Genomic DNA, 3,679 nt, shown 5'->3' on the forward strand with positions numbered 1-3,679 from the left:
CTCGCCTTCTAACTGTTTTGTTATTATCTATTATTTCCAAACAAGTCTATTATTTGAGCAAACCAATTAAACTCAAACAATTAGCTACTGCGATTCAACAGATTTTAGAGCGCGAAAACTTGTAGCATTGGCAACTCAGGCGTTTTACATCTAGTACGGCGAATACTATGATTAGCTAAGAGGCAGAGCACCCCAGCGAATCGTAGGAAACAGAGTCACAAAGTTATGGATATAATTCTCTGTCATACGACGGCAGATTTTGACACCCTTGGGGCGGCAGTGGGTGCAGCGCGGCTGTATGCGGGGGCGCGTATCGTTCTCACAGGTGGGATGCAATTGCCCGTGCGCGAATTTTTATCCCTATACCGAGATGAATATCCTTTGATCGAGATGAGATCGGTCGATCTTGAGTCAATTCAGCGGCTGATCTTGGTGGATACGCAATCACCTAGCTATTTGGGAAACGCAGCAAAATGGTTAGATTTACCGAATGTGGACATTCATGTGTACGATCACCATCCCAGCAATCTTCAGCCCAACTTTCATGCAACCCAGTGGTGCGTGGAGGCAGTTGGTTCTACCTGCACCTTAATCATCGAACGACTCCAAGCTCAGTCTATTCCACTGACGACCTTTGAGGTCACAGCACTGGCTTTAGGACTGCATGTAGACACAGGTTCGCTCACATTTGAGCATACAACGGCACGGGATGCGATCGCCTTGGCATGGTTGATGCAAAAGGGGGTGAATTTGAAAGTGCTCTCTACCTATATCGACTATGCCATGTCTCCCTTGATGCAGGAAGTTCTATCGCGCGGTCTAGCAGAGCTACCCGTAAAGACAGAAACGATGCAGGGATATCAGGTTGCGGTGTGGTCGCTCCAGTACGAGCAGTTTCTCACGGGACTGTCAGGCGTGGTCGAGCGGTTAATGGAACTTACGGCGATTGATATTTTGATCGTAGTGGCTTGGCAAGCGGATCGGATCAGCTTGATTGGGCGATCGCGTCACGATTTTGCCCAGTTACATACTCTGATGCAGCGCTATGGTGGTGGCGGTCATGCTTGGGCAGCTTCGGCTTCCTTAAAAGTGAAAACGACGGAACCCTTTGATATCGCAGCATTAATCGCAGAAATCCAACAGGTATTGCGCGATCGCATTCCCCAAGTTGCGATCGCCCAGACCCTGATGTCTTCGCCCGTGCGCACGATTCGTCCTGACACGACAATTGATGAGGCGCAAAGGGTGTTGTTGCGTTACGGTCATTCGGGGCTATCCATCGTGAACGATCGCGATCGGTTGGTTGGAATCATTTCCCGCCGCGATCTCGATTTAGCGCTACATCATGGCTTCGGACACGCTCCAGTTAGAGGATATATGGCGACGACCGTACATGCGATCGCGCCCCAAACACCTCTGTCTGAGATTCAAGATTTGATGCTGAAGTGGGATATTGGTCGTTTGCCTGTGGTCGAGGATGGCAAGCTTGTCGGTATGGTTACACGCACGGATGTCTTGCGTCATCTGCATCGACTCACTACAGACCCCAAACAGGAAATGCAGGTGAGTGGTGGGATGCATCCTGAAAGGAATCGCTTGCAGGTACAGATGCAAAAACTACTTTCGCCACGTTATCGGGATATTTTGCAACAGGCTGCCTTGGCGGCCGATCGGATGAATCTGCAGCTTTATCTGGTCGGGGGAACCGTGCGGGATTTCCTTCTAAATCTCGCTACAGACGACCTCGATCTAGTGGTTGATGGCAATCATCCCCTCGTCACAAATGGCGAGGAACCAGAAGGATGGGGCGTAAAGCTGGCGCGATCTCTGCAAACAATTTATCCTAAAACCAAACTAGAGATTCACGGGAAATTCCAAACGGCTGCCCTGACTTGGCCTGACGGTCTTTGGATTGACATCGCCACCGCTCGCACAGAATTCTATCCCTACCCTGCGGCATTGCCTGAGGTTGCTGCTAGTTCCATTCAACAGGATCTCTATCGGCGCGACTTTACGATTAATGCCCTCGCTTTACATTTGAATGGTTCCCATGCAGGGCAAATTCTTGATTTTTTTGGTGGATTGGAAGATCTGGAAAATCGCACGATTCGGGTTTTACATCCCAACAGTTTTATCGAAGATCCGACGCGAATCGTGAGAGCAGTGAGGTTTGCCGTGCGATTGGGATTTCAGCTCGATGGGCGCACCCGCGAATATGCCCAATCGGCTAGCAGTCTAGTCCAACGCTATCGCAGCAAAGGCATCTGGGCATACCAAAACACGAGATTAAAGCAAGAGTTGCGCTACGTTCTTACAGCCAGCTATTGGGTACAAGCACTATATCAACTAGATGAACTGGGTGCTCTGCAATATTTGCATCCTAAGCTTGCGATTTCTCAGGAACTCTTGCAGCAATTGCGTCGGGTGGGAGCGTGGTTGTTCCATTTCTCTAGCATCTATCCAGATATAGAGCGGCATAACATCTGGCAAGTGCGACTAGAGCTAGCGATCGCGCCCTATCCAGAGGCAGTAGAAGTGGCGGAAAGATTGCATTTCAATCAAGCAGGACTCAACCGTTTGGCAAATTTCCATGCTTGGCGCGATCGCCTATTTCCCCAACTCACTGCCGATTTACCGCCCAGTCAGGTTGCTAAGTTGCTAGAAAGATTGAATGTTACCGAAGCGATCGTATTGGCGGCTGTAGCGCCTGCTTCTATCCGTAGGCTTTTATATCGCTATCTCAGCGACTGGAACTTGATTAAAATGCCCCTTGGCGGTCACGAACTCAAGCAAATGGGGTATAAGCCCGGACGGCACTACCAAACCATTCTCAACGCTTTGCGAGAAAAGGTTTTGGATCGAGAAATTACCACGGTGGCTGAAGCCGAAACATTTGTCAAACAGCAGTTCCCCCTGCCCTAACAAACCTGAGTTCGGGTTAGGGATTTCGGAACAAATCAAGCCGACTTGCTGGAACCGAGGGGTTTGATCCCCCTGCCCTATCGGGCATCCCCCTTACAAAAGGGAAGTGTGTTCTCCCCCCTTTTTTCAAGAGGGTCTGGGGGGGAATCCTTGGGATGTATAGCGTTTCAGGTTTTCTTATCCCGAACTGACGTTAACGAAGACCCTAACGAAGACCTTAATACAGGGCAGTTCCAAAAGTTAACGGGCTTTGCCACACAAGACACAGCCCGTTAACTTTCTTTCTTTATTTTTCAGAACGACCTCCATTCACATGTCTATAGTGAACCGAACTGGAGTTGCCGACCTTCTATTTTCCTCATAGCGATATCTTCCAGATTTAGGTTTAGCCTTACCTCTGAGAGGGGGTGTTGCTACTGAATGCTATGGTAGAAGTTCGCTGCAATCCCACTACTATATTAGCAAAAAATCGCGCGATCGCAGCAGAAAAATTAGAATCTCAACGACTCCTTTCAACATGATTACCAGCACGATCGCGGAATGCACGGATGAATATCCAAATGAGATGGATAGCTCGAAAGCGATCGTAAGAAGAAGTATCTGGAAGAAGCTAGCGAACATCTATGTAAACTCATTAAACTCACTTAGAGCGTGTTTGAGAAGTTTAGGGTAGAAAAAAAGCCCCCAAAGTTATAGGTTGTTAATAAGTAAGTAGGCGTGAAAAAGATAGAGTATGTAAAGGAATATTAAGTGACTA

At 48.4% G+C, this 3,679-nt stretch carries 1 protein-coding gene; it reads left to right on the forward strand.

Annotated elements, in window-relative coordinates:
* Positions 1–225: 225 nt before the first annotated feature.
* Complete coding sequence (locus V2H45_RS25325; RefSeq protein ID WP_330486474.1) at positions 226–2,922, forward strand: CBS domain-containing protein; 2,697 nt, start codon at positions 226–228, stop codon at positions 2,920–2,922.
* Positions 2,923–3,679: the final 757 nt, after the last annotated feature.

This window comes from Tumidithrix elongata BACA0141, assembly GCF_036349135.1.
Classification (GTDB): domain Bacteria; phylum Cyanobacteriota; class Cyanobacteriia; order Pseudanabaenales; family Pseudanabaenaceae; genus Tumidithrix; species Tumidithrix elongata.